Origin of the sequence: Streptomyces sp. NBC_01445 (assembly GCF_035918235.1) — a bacterium.
Classification (GTDB): Bacteria; Actinomycetota; Actinomycetes; order Streptomycetales; family Streptomycetaceae; genus Streptomyces.
Genome location: NZ_CP109485.1, coordinates 4,540,320 through 4,559,897 on the forward strand (window position 1 = coordinate 4,540,320; position 19,578 = coordinate 4,559,897).

Annotated in this window: 20 protein-coding genes and 1 riboswitch; of the genes, 10 read left to right on the forward strand and 10 right to left on the reverse strand. The window is 69.9% G+C overall.

The features are described from left to right. Nucleotides 1-13: 13 nt before the first annotated feature. Nucleotides 14-253, reverse strand: coding sequence for an SCO4848 family membrane protein (locus tag OG574_RS20590; RefSeq protein ID WP_234374403.1), 240 nt, complete (start codon nucleotides 251-253; stop codon nucleotides 14-16). On the opposite strand from OG574_RS20590, the gene OG574_RS20595 reads away from it, so the two are divergent. Continuing rightward, entirely contained in the window at nucleotides 192-1,715 is a 1,524-nt protein-coding gene (locus OG574_RS20595; protein ID WP_326774434.1) for a D-alanyl-D-alanine carboxypeptidase, read from the forward strand. The genes OG574_RS20590 and OG574_RS20595 overlap by 62 nt on opposite strands. 57 nt (nucleotides 1,716-1,772) lie before the next feature. Here the strand turns inward: OG574_RS20595 and OG574_RS20600 are convergent, their stop codons facing one another. From OG574_RS20600 to OG574_RS20615, 4 genes are all read right to left on the reverse strand, one after another. Then, entirely contained in the window at nucleotides 1,773-2,693 is a 921-nt protein-coding gene (locus OG574_RS20600) for a YihY/virulence factor BrkB family protein (RefSeq protein WP_326774435.1), read from the reverse strand. Continuing rightward, nucleotides 2,681-3,196 carry a GtrA family protein gene (locus OG574_RS20605; protein ID WP_442816835.1) on the reverse strand — a complete coding sequence of 172 codons (516 nt, stop codon included), beginning with the start codon at nucleotides 3,194-3,196 and terminating at the stop codon, nucleotides 2,681-2,683. Before OG574_RS20605 ends, OG574_RS20600 begins: the two co-directional genes overlap by 13 nt. A 65-nt stretch (nucleotides 3,197-3,261) precedes the next feature. After that, nucleotides 3,262-4,317 carry a decaprenyl-phosphate phosphoribosyltransferase gene (locus OG574_RS20610; protein ID WP_326774437.1) on the reverse strand — a complete coding sequence of 352 codons (1,056 nt, stop codon included), beginning with the start codon at nucleotides 4,315-4,317 and terminating at the stop codon, nucleotides 3,262-3,264. Then, nucleotides 4,314-4,823: a phosphatase PAP2 family protein gene (locus OG574_RS20615; protein WP_326774438.1), complete on the reverse strand. Its 510-nt coding sequence runs from the start codon at nucleotides 4,821-4,823 to the stop codon at nucleotides 4,314-4,316. The genes OG574_RS20610 and OG574_RS20615 overlap by 4 nt, the downstream gene beginning before the upstream one ends. A 360-nt stretch (nucleotides 4,824-5,183) precedes the next feature. On the opposite strand from OG574_RS20615, the gene OG574_RS20620 reads away from it, so the two are divergent. Beyond that, entirely contained in the window at nucleotides 5,184-6,521 is a 1,338-nt protein-coding gene (locus OG574_RS20620; protein ID WP_326778558.1) for an FAD-binding oxidoreductase, read from the forward strand. A 211-nt stretch (nucleotides 6,522-6,732) separates the two neighbouring features. Continuing rightward, complete coding sequence (locus OG574_RS20625; protein WP_100594776.1) at nucleotides 6,733-7,488, forward strand: decaprenylphospho-beta-D-erythro-pentofuranosid-2-ulose 2-reductase; 756 nt, start codon at nucleotides 6,733-6,735, stop codon at nucleotides 7,486-7,488. Nucleotides 7,489-7,524: 36 nt separating this feature from the next. Here the strand turns inward: OG574_RS20625 and OG574_RS20630 are convergent, their stop codons facing one another. Together OG574_RS20630 and trpS are read right to left on the reverse strand one after the other, a co-directional pair. After that, nucleotides 7,525-8,106, reverse strand: coding sequence for a 2'-5' RNA ligase family protein (locus OG574_RS20630; RefSeq protein WP_326774439.1), 582 nt, complete (start codon nucleotides 8,104-8,106; stop codon nucleotides 7,525-7,527). 63 nt (nucleotides 8,107-8,169) lie between these two features. Then, nucleotides 8,170-9,183 carry a tryptophan--tRNA ligase gene (trpS, locus tag OG574_RS20635; protein ID WP_326774440.1) on the reverse strand — a complete coding sequence of 338 codons (1,014 nt, stop codon included), beginning with the start codon at nucleotides 9,181-9,183 and terminating at the stop codon, nucleotides 8,170-8,172. A 192-nt stretch (nucleotides 9,184-9,375) separates the two neighbouring features. Here trpS and OG574_RS20640 point away from each other — a divergent pair, with 192 nt between their 5' ends. From OG574_RS20640 to OG574_RS20650, 3 genes are all read left to right on the forward strand, one after another. Further along, the gene (locus OG574_RS20640) at nucleotides 9,376-10,023 is read left to right on the forward strand and encodes an RNA polymerase sigma factor (RefSeq protein ID WP_199841823.1); all 648 of its coding nucleotides are present in this window, start codon (nucleotides 9,376-9,378) and stop codon (nucleotides 10,021-10,023) included. After that, nucleotides 10,016-10,879, forward strand: a complete 864-nt coding sequence (locus tag OG574_RS20645; protein WP_326774441.1) for a hypothetical protein — start codon at nucleotides 10,016-10,018, stop codon at nucleotides 10,877-10,879. The genes OG574_RS20640 and OG574_RS20645 overlap by 8 nt, the downstream gene beginning before the upstream one ends. A gap of 134 nt (nucleotides 10,880-11,013) precedes the next feature. After that, nucleotides 11,014-11,769: a hypothetical protein gene (locus OG574_RS20650; protein WP_326774442.1), complete on the forward strand. Its 756-nt coding sequence runs from the start codon at nucleotides 11,014-11,016 to the stop codon at nucleotides 11,767-11,769. A 103-nt stretch (nucleotides 11,770-11,872) separates the two neighbouring features. Here the strand turns inward: OG574_RS20650 and OG574_RS20655 are convergent, their stop codons facing one another. Beyond that, the gene (locus OG574_RS20655) at nucleotides 11,873-13,321 is read right to left on the reverse strand and encodes a glycine hydroxymethyltransferase (RefSeq protein WP_326774443.1); all 1,449 of its coding nucleotides are present in this window, start codon (nucleotides 13,319-13,321) and stop codon (nucleotides 11,873-11,875) included. 61 nt (nucleotides 13,322-13,382) lie between these two features. Further along, a riboswitch (ZMP/ZTP riboswitch) is annotated at nucleotides 13,383-13,469 on the reverse strand. A gap of 45 nt (nucleotides 13,470-13,514) precedes the next feature. On the opposite strand from OG574_RS20655, the gene rocD reads away from it, so the two are divergent. Both rocD and OG574_RS20665 read left to right on the forward strand, forming a co-directional pair. After that, nucleotides 13,515-14,813, forward strand: a complete 1,299-nt coding sequence (rocD, locus tag OG574_RS20660; protein ID WP_442816836.1) for an ornithine--oxo-acid transaminase — start codon at nucleotides 13,515-13,517, stop codon at nucleotides 14,811-14,813. Between the two features lie 129 nt (nucleotides 14,814-14,942). Beyond that, complete coding sequence (locus OG574_RS20665; RefSeq protein WP_326778560.1) at nucleotides 14,943-15,788, forward strand: hypothetical protein; 846 nt, start codon at nucleotides 14,943-14,945, stop codon at nucleotides 15,786-15,788. A gap of 216 nt (nucleotides 15,789-16,004) precedes the next feature. Here the strand turns inward: OG574_RS20665 and pdxR are convergent, their stop codons facing one another. Beyond that, nucleotides 16,005-17,429, reverse strand: a complete 1,425-nt coding sequence (gene pdxR, locus OG574_RS20670) for a MocR-like pyridoxine biosynthesis transcription factor PdxR (RefSeq protein ID WP_326774444.1) — start codon at nucleotides 17,427-17,429, stop codon at nucleotides 16,005-16,007. 47 nt (nucleotides 17,430-17,476) lie between these two features. Here pdxR and OG574_RS20675 point away from each other — a divergent pair, with 47 nt between their 5' ends. After that, nucleotides 17,477-18,019: a carboxymuconolactone decarboxylase family protein gene (locus OG574_RS20675; protein WP_326774445.1), complete on the forward strand. Its 543-nt coding sequence runs from the start codon at nucleotides 17,477-17,479 to the stop codon at nucleotides 18,017-18,019. Beyond that, complete coding sequence (locus tag OG574_RS20680) at nucleotides 18,016-18,504, forward strand: carboxymuconolactone decarboxylase family protein (RefSeq protein ID WP_326774446.1); 489 nt, start codon at nucleotides 18,016-18,018, stop codon at nucleotides 18,502-18,504. Before OG574_RS20675 ends, OG574_RS20680 begins: the two co-directional genes overlap by 4 nt. Before the next feature lie 120 nt (nucleotides 18,505-18,624). Here OG574_RS20680 and OG574_RS20685 read toward each other — a convergent pair whose 3' ends face one another. After that, nucleotides 18,625-19,566 carry an ABC transporter substrate-binding protein gene (locus OG574_RS20685; protein WP_326778561.1) on the reverse strand — a complete coding sequence of 314 codons (942 nt, stop codon included), beginning with the start codon at nucleotides 19,564-19,566 and terminating at the stop codon, nucleotides 18,625-18,627. Nucleotides 19,567-19,578 lie beyond the last annotated feature (12 nt).

Genomic DNA, 19,578 nt, shown 5'->3' on the forward strand with positions numbered 1-19,578 from the left:
GGTGCTCTTCACGTCACGCCCGACGCAGGGCACGCAGTCCGCGGAACCCGATGACCCCAACCACCGTCCCCAAGACAAAGGAGACAACGGCGAGCGTCAGATGCACCCAGAAGTACGCGGTCGGGTCGCCGGCGTCGTCGAAGGCAAGCCCGCTCCCGTCCTTCCACAGGTTCTTGACGAAAGTGACCCAGATGACCCAGCTCCAGACACCGAAGGCGAGCAGGAACCAGGAGACGGGGCGGCTGAGCTTCATACCCTCAGTATCGCCAGTCCTCCGTCCGCACCGCCGCCGGGGTGGGGAGCAGGAGACACAGGACACCTCGGCGAAGACTTACCGGCCCCAGCCATGTACGTTCACGACCGTGCCTGCCTCGAATGAGTCGTATTTCACGACCGCCCCTGCCAAGACCGAGTCTCTTTTCGAGCGTTCCGGTCTGAAGCGTTCCGGTCCTCGGCGTGCCGGGCGCTGGTCCGCCGTAGCCGCCACGGTCGCCGCCTCCGCCACTCTCGTCTCGGTCTGCTGCGCATCACCCGCACTGGCAGACGACAAGCCGGGGACTTCCAAGGGCAAGGCGAAGCCGCCGGCCTCGATGTCGACGGTGGGCGGCGCACAGCTGGGCAAGCCGGGCACACAGGTGAATCTGGCGAACGGCGCCCCCGTTCTGCCCAAGGATCTGAGCGCACGCTCCTGGATCGTCACGGACGCCGAGTCGGGCCAGGTACTCGCCTCGCACAACGCGCACTGGCGCCTGCCCCCCGCCAGCACCCTCAAGATGCTCTTCGCCGACACGGTCCTCCCCAAGTTCCCCAAGTCGCAGACGCACAAGGTCGTCCCCTCCGACCTGGCCGGTATCGGCGAGGGCTCCAGCATGGTCGGCGTCAAGGAGGGCTTCACCTACACCGTCCACGACCTGTGGCTGGGCGTGTTCCTCCGCTCCGGCAACGACGCGGTCCACGTCCTGTCCGCCCTCAACGGTGGTGTCCCGCAGACCGTCAAGGACATGCAGTCGCACGCCGACGAGCTCCAGGCCCTCGACACCCACGTGGTCAGCCCCGACGGCTACGACTTCCCCGGCCAGGTCTCCTCCGCCTACGACCTCACTCTCTTCGCCCGCTCGGGCCTGCAGAAGGCGGACTTCCGCGAGTACTGCGCGACGGCGACAGCGAAGTTCCCCGAGTCACAGAAGAAGGGCAAGACCACCAGCACCTTCGAGATCCAGAACACCAACCGGCTCATCACCGGCGACATGGGCCTCGACCCCTACAAGGGCATCGCCGGTGTCAAGAACGGCAACACCACCAACGCCGGCGCCACTTTCACCGGAGTCGCCGAACGCAACGGCAAGGTCCTCCTCGTCACCGTCATGAACCCCGACTCCGGCGAGAACCAGGCCGTCTACCAGGAGACGGCCCGTCTCCTCGACTGGGGTTTCAAGGCCGACGGCAAGGTCACCCCGGTGGGACAGCTCGTCGCGCCCAAGAGCGCCGACACCGGCGGCTCCGACGGCTCCCCCGCCAGCCCGAAGGGTGACAAGGGGGCTGCGGCACCCGGCAAGGCGTCGACCGCCCACGCCTCCGTCCAGAACGGCTCCAGCGGCGTGGGTACTGCCCTGGCCATCACGGGCGGCGCCCTCCTCCTCCTGGCCGCGGCCGCCTTCCTCGTCAACCGCCGCTGGCCCCTGCCCGAACTGGTACGCCGCCTCCCCCGGCGCTGACGGGCCCCGCCCGGGGCGCCACCTCTGTCCGCCTCAAGTGCACCGGCACCGTCTGTCTCAGGCGGCGCCGGCCCGCGCCACCCCCGGCGGTTCCGCCCCCGGCTCGGCCTCGTCCAGTACCTCCGCATCGGGCCGCCCCCGCGTGGCCGTCCAGGCCGCGCAGAACAACAGCAGCTTCGCCGTGAAGTTGATCCACAGCATCAGGGCCACCGGCGTACCGAACGCCCCGTACATGCTCTTCGACGCCACCTCCTTCATATAGCTGCCGAGCAACAGCTTCAGCAGCTCGAACCCCGCCGCCCCGATCAGCGCCGCCGTCAACAGCTCCCGCCGATGCGGGTGAACACCCGGCAGCAGCGTCAGGACATAGAGCAGCAGCAGGAAGTCCGCGAGCACAGCGATCGCGAACGCCACCGCCCTGAGCAGCGCGCCGCCCCATCCGTCATGGGCGATGCCGAGCTGGTCCGCCGTCCACCCCACTGCGGTCGAGGCGAGCATCGATGCCGCCAGCGAGGCGAGCCCGGCCCCACCCAGCCCCACCAGAACCCCGGCGTCCGTGACCTTGCGCATGACCGGGTTCTCGTCCGGGTCCTCCAGCTCCCAGACGGCGCGCAGACACTCTCTTATCGAGCCGACCCACCCGATGCCGGTGAAGAGCAGCAACGCCCCCGCCACCAGACCCACCGTGCCCGCATTCGCGACGAGCGAGCCCAGGTCCAACTGGTCGGAGATGCCGGGTACCTGCTCCGCGATCTTGTCCTGGAGCGTCTTCTGCCGCTCCGCGCTGAGCGTGCCGGCCGCAATCGCCGCGGCCACGGTCAGCAGCGGGAACAGCGCCAGAAAGCTGATGAACGTCATCGCCGCCGCGAGCCGCGTCCAGTGCACCTGGTCGAGCCGCTCGTAGGCGCACCACGCGTGCGTACGCATAAGCCGTACGACGATCGGCCCGACGCCGGGGAGTCTCTTCAGCCAGTCCATGATCCGAGCCTGCCCTCCCTGACCGTTCTCGCACGTCTCGCCGGAATCGCCGCCCGGAAGACAAGGGTCCGAGTACCCCAGAACCGCAAAGCCGTGGCCAGCATCATGCCCACCCCCGCCCCGGACACCATGTCCGCGCGCTGCGACGTGAGCCCCAGCCCGTAGTGCGACACGGCGATACACAACAACTGCACCATCGCCCCCGCAACATTGACCGCGAAGAACACCCCGTACTGCCGCACCCGTGACACCTCGACCACCGCCCGGCGATAGGTACCGAGCGCGTTCCCCACGTACGCGACCGCGCAACCAGCAAGGAACGAGAGCGACTTGGCGGCGATCGGATCCCACCCCACCGGCCCTCTCAACCACACGAAGATCCCCAGGTCGGCGACGTACGCGCAGCTCCCCACAACCGCAAACCCCACCAGCTCGCGCCCAAGACTCTTCACCCCTGGCCACCCCCGAACCTCACCACGACCGCTCCTCCCCCACGCCCCCATGTGCCGCGCCCCCGGGACGGGCCTTCCCCCAGCACGCCCTCGCTCGACACGCCCTCACTCGACACTCACCAGTTGGCGACCGCGAGCCCGTACATCGCCACCCACACCAGGCCGATCACGGCCAGTGCTCTGTCCCGCAGAACGACGTCCTCCGGCTCACCCGCCGTGCCGCGGTCGGCGAAGACCGCGTAGCGCAGGACGGCGAGAATGAAGGCCATCATCGACAGCTGTCTCCACGGCAGCAGACTCGTTCTCGCCCCCCCGCCTTCCTCCATGGCCCAGAGGCAGTAGGCGAGAACGGCCACCCCTGCGGCGAGCTGCCAGACGAACCGCAGATAGCCGGTCGTGTACTCCGACAGCAACGCCCGCGTCGCCCCCGCCTTCCCGGCCATCTGCACGGCCTCGGAGTACCGCTTGGCCGACACCATGAACAGCGCCCCGAACCCCGTCGTGATCAGGAACCATCGCGACAGGGGAATCCCCAGCGCGAGCCCGCCGATCATGGCCCGCATCAGAAACCCGGTGGTCACCACGACAAGATCGACGACGAGAACGTGCTTGAGGCTGATGCAGTACGCCAGTTGCATCCCGACGTAGGCGGTCAGCAGCACCGCCGTCATAGGGGTGCACAGGGCCGCGGCCACCAGCGGCGCGAGAACCGCGAGCGCACCCCCGACCACATAGGCCACCGCCACCGGAACGCGCCCCGCGGCCACGGGCCTGTTCCGCTTGACCGGGTGCGCCCTGTCCGCCTCGGCGTCCCGCGCATCATTGATCAAATACACGGCGGAGGAAGCCGCCGTGAACAGCAGGAAGACCATGCCCAGTTGTGCCGCCGCGTGCCACGAGAACAGCTCACCGGCCGACGCCGGCGCGGCCACAACGAGCACGTTCTTCACCCATTGCCGCGGCCTCGCCGTCTTCAACAAGCCGGCCGGCAAGCCGAGCGTCGTCGCCGCGCGCGGCCCCGGCACCGACTGCCCCCGCGGCCGGTCCAACAACGCCGTGGGCGCCCCGTGCCGGGCCTGTTCGGACGCATGCGCCAACGACGTCCCGTCTTCCGCTCCCCCCGCGTCCATCGCGTCCCCCACCTCTTCCCTTCGCTCAGTCCGTTCCGTCATCGCCGGATACCCCCGGCCACCCAATGAGCCCCGAGCCGCGCGGCGACCGCCCCTAGCGCAGCCCCCGCGGCCACGTCCGACGGGTAGTGCACCCCGACGACCATGCGCGATACGCACATCGCCGCCGCCAACGGCGGGACGAGCCGCGCCCCCACCGGCCGCAACGCCCCGTACGCCACTGCCGCAGCGGCGGCCGAAGCCGCGTGCGAGCTGGGGAAGGAATGCCGCCCCGCCGTCCGCACAAGCGGTTCCACACCGATCTCCACGCCCGGCCTCGGCCTCCGGACGACCCGCTTGACCCCCATGCTGGCCAGGTGCGCCGCGGCGGTCAGCGCCGTACCGCGCAGCCACGCCCCTCGCCGCTCCCGGTCGACCGCTGCCCCCAGCAGCCCCGCGCCGAGCCAGAGCGCCCCGTGCTCCCCGCTGCAGGACAGTGCGCGCGCGGCCATTGCCACGCGCCGGTCCGTGCCGCAGTCGCGCAATGCCGACAGCAATCGGCGGTCCATGTCGTCCACCTGGCTCACTCTGCGGGTCAAAACCCCCATAACTCAGACAATTTTGGATGACATCCGCCCAATCACCCATTTCAGTGAGAGCTTGGTTCGTTTGGGGCGAAGGCCCTATCTATGGGCGATACCGTCGCATTCATGGCCGCCGATCCCGCTCCCCCCTCTGCCCGCACACCCACCGCCGCGCCCGGTGTCACACCCTCCGGCCCAGCCGCCCCTGCCGCGCCGCCCACCCCTGTGCCCGCACCCGCGCCCGTCTCGCCGGCCGTCCCAGCACCCAGCGCTCCCCCCACCGCTTCGCCTTCCCCCGACGCCGCCCACGACGGTCCCTCCGGCGGCATCCTCGACACCGTCCCCATGACCGGCTGGGGCCGCACAGCCCCCACCGCCGCCCGCATCGTGCGCCCCCGTTCCTACGCGGAAGCAGCAGCCGTGGTCCGTGCGTGCGGGACGTCGGGTCACCGGGGCAACATCGCCCGCGGCCTGGGCCGGGCCTATGGAGACGCGGCGCAGAACGCCGGCGGCAGCGTCCTGGACATGACCGGCCTGGACCGCATTCACGCGATCGACGCGTCCGGCGGGACCGTGCTGTGCGACGCGGGCGTCTCCCTGCACCGCCTGATGGAAGTCCTCCTCCCCCTGGGCTGGTTCGTGCCCGTGACCCCCGGCACCCGCTACGTCACGGTGGGCGGCGCGATCGGCGCCGATATCCACGGCAAGAACCACCACGTCTCGGGCTCGTTCTCCCGCCACGTCCTCGCCCTGGAACTGCTCACGGCCGACGGTGAGGTGCGGATCGTCGAGCGCGGCAGCGAGCTCTTCGACGCCACGACCGGCGGCATGGGACTGACCGGGATCATCCTCACCGTCACCCTCCAACTCCTCCCTGTCGAAACCTCGTTCATGTTGGTCGACACCGAACGTGTCGTTGACCTCGACGGCTTGATGGCCCGCCTCACCGAGACCGATCACCTCTACCGCTACTCAGTCGCCTGGATCGACCTCCTGGCCCGCGGTGCCTCGATGGGCCGCTCGGTACTCACACGCGGTGATCACGCCCCGCTGGATGCCGTTCCCGCACGGGCCCGCAGGGCGCCACTGACGTTCCGCCCCGGACAGCTCCCAGCACCGCCCGGATTCGTGCCCGAGGGGCTCCTGGGCCGGAGGACCGTCGGCCTCTTCAACGAGCTCTGGTACCGCAAGGCCCCTAAGTCACGCGTCGGCGAGATCCAGAAGCTCTCCTCGTTCTTCCACCCCCTCGACGGCGTACCGCACTGGAATCGCATCTATGGGCGCAGTGGATTCGTCCAGTACCAATTCGTCGTCGGATTCGGCCAGGAGGAAGCGCTTCGCCGCATCGTGCAGCGCATCTCCGAGCGCCGGTGCCCCTCCTTCCTGGCGGTTCTCAAGCGCTTCGGCGACGGGGATCCCGGCTGGCTTTCCTTTCCGATGCCCGGCTGGACGCTGGCCCTCGACATTCCTGCGAAGCTGCCTGGACTCGGCGCGTTCCTCGACGAACTCGACGAGGAAGTGGCCGCGGCGGACGGACGCGTCTACCTCGCCAAGGACGCGCGGCTAAGGCCCGAACTGCTCTCGACGATGTATCCCCGCCTCGACGAATTCCGCGCCCTGCGAGCCACGTTGGACCCGCGAGGCGTGTTCCGTTCGGATCTGTCCCGGCGCCTCGGACTCTGAATGGATCGGGAACGAGCGCCACGGCCAGGGCCCTCGCACATCCCGGCAATCGCTCCCCCACATCGCGCGCACGTCGTACCCCCTTACTCGGCACGGCCCCTCCGCACCGATTCACTTTTGGTACACCGCTCGGGCCGTCCTGGTTCCCATCCCGCCCCCACCGATTTCGGTCCCTCCTATTTCAGTCCCGCCTATTTGGAGTTCGGTTCTCATGAAGGACGCCTTCGGCACCCCCCAGTCCCTGCTCGTCCTCGGCGGCACCTCCGAGATCGCCCTCGCCACCGCCCGACGCCTCGTGGCGCGGCGGACCCGAACGGTGTGGCTGGCCGGCCGCCCGTCCCCCGCCCTCGACCGTGCGGCCGCCGAACTCCGAGACATGGGCGCCGACGCCCGTACCGTCGCCTTCGACGCGCTCGATTCCGAGGCCCACGAGGTGACGCTGGGCAAGGTGTTCGCCGAAGGCGACATCGACATGGTGCTGCTGGCGTTCGGGATCCTCGGCGACCAGGCCCGCGACGAGGACGAGCCGCTCTCCGCGGTGCGCGTCGCGCAGACCAACTACACCGGCGCGGTATCGGCGGGCCTCATCTGCGCCCGCGCCCTGCAGTCCCAGGGCCACGGCTCGCTGGTGGTGCTCTCGTCGGTCGCGGGCGAGCGGGCCCGCCGGTCCAACTTCATCTACGGGTCGAGCAAGGCCGGCCTGGACGCCTTCGCGCAGGGCCTCGGCGACGCGCTCCACGGCACCGGCGTGCATGTGATGGTCGTGCGCCCCGGCTTCGTACGGTCAAAGATGACGGCGGGCATGGCGGAGGCGCCGATGGCCACCACGCCGGAGGCGGTGGCACAGGCGATCGAGACGGGGCTCAGGCGCCGGTCGGAGACCGTGTGGGTGCCGGGGGCGCTGCGCATGGTGATGTCGGCGCTGAGGCATGTCCCGCGTCCGGTGTTCCGGCGCCTGCCGATGTAAGCCGCGTCGGACAGCGGCCGACCGACTCGCGTCGCGTCAGCGGGCCGGCTGTCGGCCCCGCTTCGAGCGGTCGGGACCCTGCGCGGGCACGGCCGGGCCGCCGAAGGGGAACTCGCGCAGCTTGCGCCAGATACCGTCGGCGCCCTGCTCGTACAGCGCGAATCCGGTGCACTGCCAGGCCGCCTCATATCCGGCGAGGTCCTCGTACGCCCGGTCCATCGCTTCCTCTGCGATGCCGTGCGCCACCGTGACGTGCGGGTGATACGGAAACTGCAGCTCACGCGCGACCGGACCCGACGCGTCACGTACCTGCCTCTGCAGCCATGCGCAGGCCTCGGCACCCTCCGCCACCTGTACGAACACAACGGGAGACAGCGGACGGAAGGTTCCCGTCCCCGCGAGCCGCATCGCGAAGTTCCGCCCCGCGGCGGCGACCTCCTCGAGATGGGCCTCGATCGAAGGCAGCGACCCGTCCTCCACCTCGGTCGGCGGGAGCAGAGTGACGTGCGTGGGGATGCCGTGCGCCGCGGGGTCACCGAAGCCCGCGCGCAGCTCCTGGAGCTGGCTGCCGTGTGGCTCCGGGACCGCGATCGAAACGCCGATCGTTACGGTCCCCACGTCGTACTCCTGTCGTCGTGCGGTGGGCGGGTGGCGGTCAGGCCGTTCAGCCGGGGCTGGGGCTCAGTGCTTCGCGGGCAGCAGCCCGACCTTGTCGTATGCCTGGGCGAGGGTTTCGGCGGCGACAGCACGCGCCTTCTCCGCGCCCTTGGCCAGGATCGAGTCGAGCGTCTCCGGGTCGTCCAGGTACTCCTGGGTACGGGTCCGGAACGGTGTCACGAAGTCCACCATGACCTCTGCCAGGTCCGTCTTGAGCGCACCGTACATCTTGCCCTCATAGTTCTGCTCCAGTTCCGGGATACCTGTGCCGGTGAGGGTGGAGTAGATGGCGAGGAGGTTGCTGACGCCCGGCTTGTTCTCCGGGTCGAACCGGATCACGGTGTCGGTGTCGGTGACCGCGCTCTTGACCTTCTTGGCGGTGACCTTCGGCTCGTCGAGAAGGTTGACGAGCCCCTTCGGCGTCGACGCCGACTTGCTCATCTTGATCGACGGGTCCTGGAGGTCGTAGATCTTCGCCGTCTCCTTGAGGATGTACGGCGCCGGGACCGTGAAGGTCTCGCCGAAGCGGCCGTTGAAGCGCTCGGCGAGGTCGCGCGTCAGCTCGATGTGCTGACGCTGGTCCTCGCCTACGGGCACCTGGTCGGCCTGGTAGAGCAGAATGTCCGCGACCTGGAGGATCGGGTACGTGAAGAGGCCGACGGTCGCGCGGTCGGCGCCCTGCTTGGCGGACTTGTCCTTGAACTGCGTCATGCGGGAGGCCTCGCCGAAGCCCGTCAGACAGTTCATGACCCAGCCGAGCTGCGCGTGCTCGGGGACGTGGCTCTGGACGAACAGCGTGCAGCGGTCCGGGTCCAGGCCGGCGGCGAGGAGCTGCGCCGCGGCGAGCCGGGTGTTGGCCCGGAGCTCCTTCGGGTCCTGCGGCACGGTGATCGCGTGCAGGTCCACAACCATGTAGAACGCGTCGTGAGACTCCTGCAGCGCCACCCACTGGCGGACCGCGCCGAGGTAGTTGCCGAGGTGGAACGAGCCTGCGGTGGGCTGGATTCCGGAGAGCACGCGGGGACGATCAGAGGCCATGCTCCTCATTGTCTCAGGTGTCTCTCATTGGTTGGAAACAGGTGGGGCGGCGGGTGTACGGCAAGTGCCGATCCGTGTACGGAGAGCCGTCGCCCACCCCGCCCGGCGTGTCGCCGGGATCTGGCTCCGAGATCTCCCTTCGGACGTGCCTGCGCAGCGAGTTCGGAAAACCTGTGCGACGGGTGGGAACCGATGCGCGGGGTGCGGTGTATCAACGATGTGAGGACACAGGGGGAGGTCCTGGAGGGGGGCCGCGTCGTCGACGACGAGCGTGCGGTGATCGCTCGCGTGCGCGCCGGAGATGTGGAGGCGTACGCGGTGTTGGTGCGCGCCTTCACCGGGCTGGCGCTGCGGGCGGCCCGGGCCCTCGGGGCAGGCGCGGACGCGGAGGACGTGGTGCAGCAGGCATTTTTCAAGGCCTACCGCGCCCTGGGACAGTTTCGGGACGACTCGTCGTTCAAGCCCTGGCTGCTCGCGATCGTCGCCAATGAGACGAGGAACACAGTGCGCTCGGCGGTGCGACAGCGTTCGGTCGTGGGGCGGGAAGCGACGTTGATAGAGGCCGAGCCGCTGATACCCGAGACCACGGATCCGGCGGTCGCAGCTGTCCACGACGAGCGGCGGACGGCTTTGCTAGCCGCGCTCGAGGAGCTGAGCGAGGAGCATCGGCTGGTCGTCACGTACCGGTATCTGCTGGAGATGGACGAGGCGGAGACGGCCGAGGCGCTCGGCTGGCCGCGCGGCACAGTGAAGTCGAGGCTCAATCGCGCGCTGCGGAAGCTGAAGCGGATTCTTCCGGCCGAGCTGGACCCGCGGGAGGGAGGTGATGAGCATGAGTGAGCCGCGCCACGAGGACGACGGGAGCCACGGCCCCGGCAAGGAGCGCGGGCCCCGCGCGGGCAGTGGGCTGCCGGATGAGCTGCGGGCGCTGGGCAGGTCCCTGGACGGTCTGGGCCCCGGCGGCGAGTCGATGGCCGAGCGGGTACTGGCGCAGATACTCGCCGAGTCGGTTCCGGCGCCGGTGGCCGAGCCGGAGGCGGCCCCTGCCCGGGTGCGGCGGGCGCGCCGCTGGGTACGGAAGCGGTGGCGGATGCTCACTGCGGGGATGTGCGGGGTGCTGACCGTGCTCGTGCTCACGCCTCCGGTGCGGGCCGCAGTCGCCGACTGGTTCGGCTTCGGCGGGGTGGAGGTCCGGTACGACCCCTCGGCCCTGCCGTCGTCCGGTGCTCATGTCCCCGGGTGCGGTACGTCGCTCTCGCTCGGTGAGGCCCGACGAGAAGCCGGATTCGAACCCCTGGTGCCGGACGAGCTGGGGATGCCGGACGCCGTCACGGTGACGCGGGAACCGAAGTCGCGTTTCTTGATCACGCTGTGCTGGCGCGAGGACGGGCACACGATCCGACTCGACGAGTACCCGGCCCAGCTCGACATCGGGTACACGAAATCGGTGCGTATGCAGCCGCGCTGGGTCGACCTCGGCCCGGATACGGGGCTGTGGTTCGCCCAGCCCCATCTGCTCAGTTTCTGGATGCTCGACGGCAACGGCGACCGGTGGACCCGCTCGGAACGCACCGCGGGCCCGACGCTCCTGTGGACCCGTCGGCAGCAGGTGACACTCCGCCTGGAGGGAATCGACTCCCAGCAGCGGGCGATGGAGATCGCACGGTCGGTACGGAAGTTGGACACCGTCCGCTGATGTCCGCGGGCTGAGCCGGCGGCTCCCGCACTCGAGAACTCACGCGCCAAAGTTGGGAACCCGGTCGGGTCGAGCGGTGTACCAGAAGTGAATCGGCACGGGCGGGCCGTGCCGGGACCAGCTGGGGGGAACGGATGCGAACAGTACGAAGGCTGGCCGCGCTGGCGGTGGCACTGACGGCGGCACTCGCCGCGCTGCTGCTGAGCGCGTCAGGGGCGTCGGCCGGCGGACCGACGAGCGTTCTGGTGGTGTCGCCCGAGAGCGGCCAGAGCGCGTCGCTCTACTTCAGTGACAAGAGGTACGGGCCGCTGGAAACCCTCCTGGGAGAGCCGGGCCAGGGCCGACGGGAGGAGCCGCCCGGCTTGGGCATAGGCGTGGGGCGTCAGCTCAATGTCACCTGGCTGGTGCACGACGTGCTGCCGTGGCGGGTCGACCGGGTCTATCCGGACTCGCCGGGCACGAAGGACGTCTGGATACACACAGCGACGCACGTGCCGGACTCCTACAACGGGTACTGGCACAAGGCGCAGAAGCCGGCAGAGCTGCGCGCGCTGCTGAAGGACCTCGGAGTCATGGGCGAGCGGTCCCAAAAGGGCGGGAGCCCGATCTTCCCGGCACCCTGGCAGTCGCCCGACCGGTCCAAGGAAGCGCTCGGTGGAGCTCCGGCTCCGGCAGCCGACAGCCGCGATGCCGGGCAGTCCGCAGGCGCGCGGGCCTCAGCATCCCGGGCGGGTGAGGGGACGGACTGGTGGTGGGCGATACCGGGGCTGGCGGCGGGTGCCGCGCTGGCTCTGGTGATGCGGCCGCTGGCCGGCAGGCTGCCGCGTCGTCGCGGGACGGGCGAGACCCCGCCGGACACCGGACCACGGCAGCAGCTGATCGACTCCTGAGAGTCGCCCTTCAGCTCTCACGGCCGCGAGTACGCACTGACCGGCCCGTCGGTGCGGCTGGTGACGGGCCGGTCAGGAGATCACGGAGCTAGGGGGCAAGCGATCAGGTGAGGTCGACTTCCGGGTAGAGCGGGAAGCCGCTCAGCAGGTCGGACGCTCGCGCGGAGACCTCGTCGGAGACCTTCTCGTCCAGGATGTGCTGGGCCTTGGAGGGCGCGCCCTTGCTGGTGGTGCCCGGTTCGGCGGCGGTGAGCACGCGGTCGATGAGGCCGGCGACCTCGTCCATCTCCGCGGTGCCCAGGCCCCGGGTGGTCAGAGCGGGGGTGCCGATGCGGATGCCGGATGTGTACCAGGCCCCGTTGGGGTCGGAGGGGATGGAGTTGCGGTTGGTGACGATGCCGGAGTCGAGGAGCGCGTTCTCGGCCTGGCGGCCGGTGACCCCGTAGGAGGTGGCGACATCGATCAGGTTGAGATGGTTGTCCGTGCCGCCCGTGACGAGGGTGGCGCCGCGGCGGGTCAGGCCCTCTGCGAGGGCGCGGGCGTTGTCGACGACGGACTGGGCGTAGTCGCGGAATTCGGGGCGGCGGGCCTCGGCAAGAGCCACGGCCTTGGCGGCCATGACGTGGGGCAGCGGGCCTCCGAGGACCATCGGGCAGCCGCGGTCGACCTGGCCGGCGAGCGAGTCGTCACAGAGCACCATGCCGCCGCGCGGGCCGCGCAGCGACTTGTGCGTCGTGGTGGTGACGATCTGGGCATGCGGCACCGGGTCGAAGTCGCCGGTGAGGACCTTGCCTGCGACGAGGCCCGCGAAGTGCGCCATGTCGACCATGAGGGTCGCCCCGACCTCGTCGGCGATCTCGCGCATGATGCGGAAGTTCACGAGGCGGGGGTACGCGGAGTAGCCGGCGACGATGATCAGCGGCTTGAAGTCGCGGGCGGTGGCGCGCAGGGCTTCGTAGTCGACGAGGCCGGTCTGCGGGTCGGTGCCATAACTGCGCTGGTCGAACATCTTGCCGGAGATGTTGGGGCGGAAGCCGTGGGTGAGGTGGCCGCCGGCGTCCAGGGACATGCCGAGCATGCGCTGGTTGCCGAAGGCCTGACGGAGCTCGGCCCAGTCGGCGTCGGAGAGGTCGTTCACGTTGCGGACGCCGGCCAGCTCCAGGGCGGGGGCCTCGACGCGCTGGGCGAGGACGGCCCAGAAGGCGACGAGGTTGGCGTCGATACCGGAGTGCGGCTGGACATAGGCGTGGCGGGCGCCGAAGAGCTCGCGGGCGTGTTCGGCGGCGAGGGCCTCGACGGTGTCGACGTTGCGGCAGCCGGCATAGAAGCGGCGGGCGATGGTGCCCTCGGCGTACTTGTCGCTGAACCAGTTGCCCATCGCGAGGAGGGTGGCCGGGGAGGCGTAGTTCTCGCTGGCGATCAGCTTGAGCATCTCGCGCTGGTCGGCGAGCTCCTGGCCGATGGCGTCGGCCACGCGGGGCTCGACGGCGCGGATCACGTCGAGAGCGCTGCGGAATGCTACGGATTCGGTGGAGAGGGTGGGCTCTGACATGACGGACCTCCGGACGGATGGGGCCTCCACTGCCCGAGCGAAGTCGAGAGCGGGAGGTTCACGGGTCGGCCCAGGCGCACGGCACACAGTTCACAGGCCGCTCCCCGATGGTCGGTCCCATCCCAGCGCGCCAGTCACGGCCCTGCGGGCCACCCTACCGGGCGCGCCGGGACGCGAGGTGTCCCGGTCCACGATGCGAGCGACGATAGGAAGGGGCCACAAGCCCACGTCTTCGCGTCATAAGAGCCGTAAGAACGGAGACCCCGTGACTGCTGTGACTCCTCCGAATGCCGTAACGGAAACCTTCATCATCGCCTCCGAAGCGCACAGTGCGCACAACTACCATCCGCTGCCCGTCGTGGTCGCCACGGCGGAGGGGGCGTGGATGACAGATGTCGAGGGGCGCCGGTACCTCGACATGCTCGCCGGCTACTCGGCTCTCAACTTCGGCCATGGGAACCGGCGGCTCATCGAGGCCGCGAAGGCGCAGATGGATCGGGTGACGCTGACGTCCCGCGCCTTCTACCACGACCGGTTCGCCGAGTTCTGCGCCCAGCTCGCGGAGCTGTGCGGCATGGACATGGTGCTGCCGATGAACACAGGGGCCGAGGCAGTGGAGACCGCCGTGAAGACGGCGAGAAAGTGGGGGTACCAGGTCAAGGGGGTGCTCGACGGCAGGGCGAAGATCGTCGTGGCGGGCAACAACTTCCACGGGCGTACCACGACCATCGTCAGCTTCTCCACGGACCAGGAGGCGCGCGCGGACTTCGGTCCCTACACGCCAGGGTTCGAGATCGTGCCTTACGGCGATCTGACGGCACTGCGCGGCGCTGTCACCGAGAACACCGTCGCCGTGCTGCTCGAACCGATCCAGGGGGAGGCCGGTGTCCTCGTACCACCGGCCGGATACCTGCCAGCGGTAAGGGAGTTGACCCGCGAGCGGAACGTGCTGTTCATCGCCGACGAGATCCAGTCGGGGCTCGGGCGGACCGGGCGGACGTTCGCCTGTGAGCACGAGGGCGTGGTGCCCGACATGTACGTGCTGGGCAAGGCGCTCGGCGGTGGGGTCGTGCCGGTGTCGGCGGTGGTGTCCAGCAGCGAGGTGCTGGGGGTGTTCAAGCCGGGTGAGCACGGGTCGACGTTCGGCGGGAATCCGCTGGCCTGCGCGGTGGCGCTCGAGGTCATCGCGATGCTGCGCACCGGGGAGTTCCAGCAGCGGGCGACGGAGCTGGGCGAGCATCTGCACGCGGAGCTCGGGCTGCTGGCGGGCACGGGCAAGGTGACGCAGGTGCGGGGCCGCGGGCTGTGGGCAGGGGTCGACATCGATCCGTCGTACGGGACGGGGAGGGAGATCTCGGAGAAGTTGATGGACAAGGGCGTCCTGGTCAAGGACACGCATGGGAGCACGATCCGGATCGCTCCCCCTCTGGTGATCAGTAAGGAAGACCTGGACTGGGGGCTCGACCAGCTTCGGGCGGTCCTGTCGGTCTGACGGTGGTGCGCCTCCGACAGGGACGGCCGACTCGTGGTCCGGCCGTTCACGGGGACGCCCCCGAAGGGTGGGCCGCCCACGGGCCGGCTGGTGCGAGGCACCCTCTACAGTCGCTTTGTGCTTCTTGGAATGGTTTGCGCGCTCGGGGCTGCGGTCTGTTTCGGTACGGCTTCCGTGTTGCAGGCGATGGCGGCGCGGGCCTCGGAGCCGGGGTCGGGATCCGGCGTCGACGCCGCATTGTTGCTGCGGGCGCTGCGGCAGTGGCGTTATGTCGCCGGGCTGGGACTCGACCTCCTCGGGTTCGTGTTGCAGGTCGTGGCGCTGCGGTCCATTCCGATCTATGCCGTCGGCGCGGCGCTCGCCGCGAGTCTGGCGGTGACGGCGGTGGTTGCCTCTCGGCTGCTGGAAGTGCGGTTGAGTGGTGTCGAGTGGGGCGCCGTCGGAGTAGTGGTGGCGGGGCTTGCGATGTTGGGGCTGGCGTCGGGGACGGAGGGAGACAAGGCCGGTTCGGACGCGTTGAGGTACGCGATGCTGGGGACAGCGCTGGGCGTGTTGTTGATCGGGGCGGTGGCCGGGCGGCTTCCGGGGCGGGGGCGGGCGCTCGCGCTGGGGCTCGGTTCGGGGTTCGGGTTCGGGGTGGTGGAGGTGTCGGTGCGGCTCATCGACGACGTGTCGCCCGGCGCGTTGCTGAGCAATCCGGCGACATATGCGCTGCTGCTCGGTGGGGGCTCGGCGTTTCTGCTGCTGACCTCGGCGCTGCAGAAGGGGTCGGTGACCACGGCCACCGCGGGGATGGTCGTGGGCGAGACAGTGGGACCGGCGCTGGTCGGGGTGATCTGGCTCGGGGATCGCACGCGCGAGGGGCTGGCCTGGCTGGCGGTTCTCGGGTTCGTGGTGGCCGTGGCGGGGGCGTTGGCTCTGGCGCGCTTCGGGGAGGCGCCGGTGGGGGACGCGTCCGCACCGGCCCGGGTCTGACCCGAACCCGTTCTGACCCGAACCGAACCCGTTCTGGCCCGACCCCACCCGAACCCGTTCCGGCCCGCCCCGAACCGAACCCGTTCTGACCCGACCCCACCCGAACCCGTTCTGGCCCGACCCGACCCTGAGCTGACCCGTCCCCGACCGCCCATGGCCGCCCGGCCCGATCGTGGGCCGCGCAAGCCGCGACGTCGACCGCCCGATGCCCGCCCCCTAAGGCAGCACCCGGCACAACGCCTCAAGTGCGCTGGGCCAGGCGTGGTCCGGTGGGGTTCCGTAGCCGACCACCAGGGCGTCCAGGGGTGGTTCGGCGGGGGCCGCTTCGTGGCGGAAGCTGGAGAGGCCGGCGACTCCGAGGCGCTGCCAGGCGGCGGCGCGGACCACGGACTGTTCGGTGCCGGGCGGGAGTTGGAGGACGGCGTGCAGGCCGGCGGCGATTCCGGTGGCGCGGACGTCGGGGGCGCGTTCGGCGAGGGCGGCGACGAGCTGATCGCGGCGGCGGCGGTAGCGCAGGCGGGCGCCGCGGACATGGCGGTCGTAGGCGCCCGAGTCGATGAACTCCGCGAGGGTCAGCTGGTCGAGGACGCCGCACGACCAGTCGGCGACGCCCTTCGCCTCGATCACCTCCCCGATGACGGAGGGCGGCAGCACCAGCCAGCCGAGGCGCAGGCCGGGTGCGAGGGATTTGCTGGCCGTGCCGAAGTAGACGACGCGGTCGGGGTCGAGGCCCTGGAGGGCGCCGACGGGCTGGCGGTCGTAGCGGAACTCGCCGTCGTAGTCGTCCTCCAGGATCAGTCCGCCGGTGCGGCGGGCCCAGTCGACGACGGCTGTCCGGCGGTCGGGGTGCAGTGCCCCGCCCACCGGGAACTGATGGGCGGGGGTCAGGAGGGCGGCGCCCACGTCCGGTTCGCCGGTCGCCAACTCATCGGTGCAGGTGCCGAGTTGATCGAGGGGAAGGGGGTGGGTGCGCAGGCCTGACCGCGTCAGGACGTCCCAGTGGATGTCGAGCCCGTATGTCTCCACGGCCACATCGCGCACGCCCCTGTTGTGCAGCACCTCGCCGAGCAGCATCAGACCGTGGACGAAGCCGGAGCAGATCACGATGCGGTCCGGGTCGGCGTGGACGCCGCGGGCGCGGGCGAGGTAGCCGGCGAGGGCGGTGCGCAGTTCGATGCGGCCGCGGGCATCGCCGTAGCCGAGGGCGTCGTTCGGGGCGGCGTTGAGGGAGCGGCGCGATGCCTTGAGCCATTCGGCGCGCGGGAACGAGGAGAGGTCGGGGGTGCCGGGGTGCAGGTCGTGGCGGAGTCCGGCAGGAGCGCGTCGGCCGCGTGTCGGGGCCGGCCGGGGCGCCTCCACCGGCCGCTCCGCGACGCGCGTCCCCGAGCCCTGGCGCGCGGTGAGCCAGCCCTCGGCGACGAGGTCGGCGTAGGCGTCGGCGACCGTGTTGCGGGCGATGCCCAGATCGGCTGCGAGCGTGCGGGACGATGGGAGGCGGACACCGGGGGCGAGGCGGCCGCTGCGTACGGCGTCACGGAGCGCGTCGGTCAGGCCTTTGCGCAGGCCGGAGCCGGTCGGCTCGACGTGCAGGTCGATACCGAGCGCTTGACCGGAGGGCGAAGTGGCCCAGGATTCCACCATGGAAATGGACCATACCCGTGGGCTACTCCGCTCGTAGGGTCAATGTCATGACGACGAACGAGAACTCCACCGACAGCACCAGCCCGACCACCGACGCCGGCCGGACCGCCAAGGAGTACGTCCACGAGCACGCGCCCCGGCTGGCCTGGGCCAAGCACGCTCCGGAGGTCTACAAGGCCATGATCCGGCTCGACGCGGAGGCCCGTAAGGGCGTCGACCCGGTGACGCTGGAGCTGGTCAAGATCCGCGCTTCGCAGCTCAACCACTGCGCGTTCTGCCTCGACATGCACTCCAAGGACGCGCTCGCCGCGGGCGAGAGCGTCGAGCGGATCATCCAGCTGGCCGCGTGGGAGGAGTCGCAGCACTTCTACACGCCCAGGGAGATCGCGGCGATCGAGCTGACCGAGGCGATCACCGTGCTCACCGACGGGTTCGTGCCGGACGAGACGTACGAGAAGGCGGCGAAGCTGTACGACGAGAAGGAGCTGACGCAGCTGATCGCCGCGATCACGGTGATCAACGCGTGGAACCGGTTCGGCGTGTCGACGCGGATGGTGCCCGGGCACTACACCGCGGGCGACTTCAAGTGACAGCCCGTACGACGCACTTGGACATGGGTGTGCGCGACGCGATGATCGCGCTCGGCGCCGCCGCGAAGAAGGGGCTCGGCGACCCGGTTCTCGCCGAGCTGGTGATGATTCGGGCCTCGCAGATCAACGAGTGCGCGTTCTGCCTGGACATGCACGTGGACCTCGCCGTCGAGAAGAACGGCGAGAGTGCGGTGGGGGTATCCCCTGCTCGAGCGAAGTCGACAGCTTGGGGAAGGATCGCGCTGCTCAATACCTGGGCGGAGGCCCCCGAGCACTTCACCGAGCGCGAGCAGGCGGCGCTCGCGCTGACCGAGGCCGTCACCGTCCTCACCGACGGGTTCGTGCCGGACGCGACGTACGAGGCGGCGGCCAAGCACTTCAGCGAGGCCGAGCTCGCCCATCTCCTCGGCGTGATCACCGTCATCAACAGCTGGAACCGGCTCATGGTGAGCCGCCGGATCGTGCCCGGCGGACCGCAGTGGTGACGTGCCCCCACGCCTCCACCCGCATAAGCCCGCATAAGCCCGCATAAGCCCGCACACAGACGTACCGGGTGCCCCCGTCAGGAAAGGCACCCGGCACGCGCGCGGGAAGGAGCCCTACGGCTACTTCGGCAGCCAGGACCGCCAAGTCGACTCGTGCTCGTCGATCCACTTCTTCGCCGCCTCGTCCGGCGACAGCTTCTGATCGGCGATGAGCAGAGAGACCTCGTTCTGGTCCTCGGTCGTCCACTTGAAGTTCTTCAGGAAGGCCGCCGCCTTGCCGCCGCTCTTCGAGAAGTCCGCGTTGAGGTACTTCTGCAGCGGCGTCTTCGGATAGGCGCAGGCCACCTTCTTCGGGTCGGCGTCACAGCCCTCCTTGTACGCGGGCAGCTTCACCTCCGTCATCGGCACCTTCTTGAACAGCCACTGCGGCTGGTACCAGTACGTCAGGAACGGCTTCTTGGCCTTGGCGAACTGCTTGATCTGGGTGATCTGAGCCGCCTCGGAACCGGAGAACACGACCTGGTACTTCAGCTTCAGGTTGTTGACCAGCGCCTTGTCGTTGGTGACGTACGACGGGGAGCCGTCGAGGAGCTGGCCCTTGCCGCCGCTCTCGGCGGTGCGCAGCTGGGACGCGTACTTGTTGAGGTTCTTCCAGTCGGTGACGTCCGGGTGCTGCTTGGCGAAGTACGTGGGGACGAACCAGCCGATGTGTCCGGTGACGCCGAGGTCGCCGCCGTTCACGATCGTCTTCTTGTCCTTGACGTACCGCTGCTCCTGGTCGGGGTGGCCCCAGTCCTCCATGATCGCGTCGACGCGGCCCTGGCTGAGCGCGTCCCACGCGGGGACCTCGTCGACCTGGACGGTGTCGACGCGGTAGCCGAGCTCGTGCTCGAGCAGGTACTGGGCCACCGCGATGTTGGCCTGCGCGCCGACCCAGGACTGGACCGACAGGGTCACCGTCTTGGCGCCCTGGGCGTTGGCGTACGGGGAGGACTGCTTGGTCATGTCGGCGGCGCCGCAACCGGTCGCCACCAGCAGGGTGCCCGCGGCCGCGAGCCCCATGGTCATCCTGCG

Excerpts from the sequence above, each read along its gene's own strand:
- OG574_RS20655 (WP_326774443.1), bottom strand. The coding sequence starts at position 13,321 with ATGTCAGAGCCCACCCTCTCCACCGAATCCGTAGCATTCCGCAGCGCT.
- OG574_RS20640 (WP_199841823.1), top strand. The coding sequence starts at position 9,376 with ATGCGCGGGGTGCGGTGTATCAACGATGTGAGGACACAGGGGGAGGTC.
- OG574_RS20645 (WP_326774441.1), top strand. The coding sequence starts at position 10,016 with ATGAGTGAGCCGCGCCACGAGGACGACGGGAGCCACGGCCCCGGCAAG.
- OG574_RS20615 (WP_326774438.1), bottom strand. The coding sequence starts at position 4,823 with ATGGACCGCCGATTGCTGTCGGCATTGCGCGACTGCGGCACGGACCGG.
- OG574_RS20620 (WP_326778558.1), top strand. The coding sequence starts at position 5,184 with ATGACCGGCTGGGGCCGCACAGCCCCCACCGCCGCCCGCATCGTGCGC.
- OG574_RS20595 (WP_326774434.1), top strand. The coding sequence starts at position 192 with ATGACCCAGCTCCAGACACCGAAGGCGAGCAGGAACCAGGAGACGGGG.
- OG574_RS20600 (WP_326774435.1), bottom strand. The coding sequence starts at position 2,693 with ATGGACTGGCTGAAGAGACTCCCCGGCGTCGGGCCGATCGTCGTACGG.
- OG574_RS20590 (WP_234374403.1), bottom strand. The coding sequence starts at position 253 with ATGAAGCTCAGCCGCCCCGTCTCCTGGTTCCTGCTCGCCTTCGGTGTC.
- trpS (WP_326774440.1), bottom strand. The coding sequence starts at position 9,183 with ATGGCCTCTGATCGTCCCCGCGTGCTCTCCGGAATCCAGCCCACCGCA.
- OG574_RS20605 (WP_442816835.1), bottom strand. The coding sequence starts at position 3,196 with ATGGGGGCGTGGGGGAGGAGCGGTCGTGGTGAGGTTCGGGGGTGGCCA.
- rocD (WP_442816836.1), top strand. The coding sequence starts at position 13,515 with ATGCGAGCGACGATAGGAAGGGGCCACAAGCCCACGTCTTCGCGTCAT.
- OG574_RS20675 (WP_326774445.1), top strand. The coding sequence starts at position 17,477 with ATGACGACGAACGAGAACTCCACCGACAGCACCAGCCCGACCACCGAC.
- OG574_RS20665 (WP_326778560.1), top strand. The coding sequence starts at position 14,943 with ATGGTTTGCGCGCTCGGGGCTGCGGTCTGTTTCGGTACGGCTTCCGTG.
- pdxR (WP_326774444.1), bottom strand. The coding sequence starts at position 17,429 with ATGGTGGAATCCTGGGCCACTTCGCCCTCCGGTCAAGCGCTCGGTATC.
- OG574_RS20625 (WP_100594776.1), top strand. The coding sequence starts at position 6,733 with ATGAAGGACGCCTTCGGCACCCCCCAGTCCCTGCTCGTCCTCGGCGGC.
- OG574_RS20685 (WP_326778561.1), bottom strand. The coding sequence starts at position 19,566 with ATGGGGCTCGCGGCCGCGGGCACCCTGCTGGTGGCGACCGGTTGCGGC.
- OG574_RS20650 (WP_326774442.1), top strand. The coding sequence starts at position 11,014 with ATGCGAACAGTACGAAGGCTGGCCGCGCTGGCGGTGGCACTGACGGCG.
- OG574_RS20610 (WP_326774437.1), bottom strand. The coding sequence starts at position 4,317 with ATGACGGAACGGACTGAGCGAAGGGAAGAGGTGGGGGACGCGATGGAC.